The sequence below is a fragment of the Falsihalocynthiibacter sp. BN13B15 genome (assembly GCF_041205415.1).
Classification (GTDB): domain Bacteria; phylum Pseudomonadota; class Alphaproteobacteria; order Rhodobacterales; family Rhodobacteraceae; genus Falsihalocynthiibacter; species Falsihalocynthiibacter arcticus.
The window spans coordinates 1-387 of the sequence record NZ_JBGFCE010000096.1 but is presented as its reverse complement, the minus strand read 5'-3'; the positions used below and the strand labels follow the sequence as shown (position 1 = coordinate 387).

The following is a 387-nucleotide window of genomic DNA, read 5'->3' as shown; positions in this document are numbered from 1 at the left end:
GATGTAATGCCAATCTAAGTTGTTATCACCAGCCCATTTTAGGATCGCACGATTGGGTTTCATTTGACCCCACCATTCAAACGGGTGTCGGGCAACCATATTTGAACAAACAGGATTCCCCCCAGACTTAATTGCTTAGTCTGATGCAACACAGTCTGCAAAATATTGGATCTGACCGTTTTCGTCCAATTCCTGAACGAGCCCATGAATATCTGTCTCAAACCCTGGGCATTCAAGCGCAAAGACTCTGTTGAATTTAAGATACTCGACGATCTTTTTATTAAAGACCTCTCCTGGGATAAGAAGCGGGATACCCGGGGGATATGGTGTGACAAGGCTTGTGGTAATGCGCCCTTCAAGATCATCAATCGGCACACGCTGCGTGGT

General features: G+C 46.0%; 1 pseudogene. It reads right to left on the bottom strand.

Going from position 1 to position 387, the window contains the following annotated elements:
* Positions 1–135: 135 nt before the first annotated feature.
* Positions 136–387: pseudogene (locus AB9F26_RS22335) on the bottom strand (lysine decarboxylase); the annotation flags it as partial.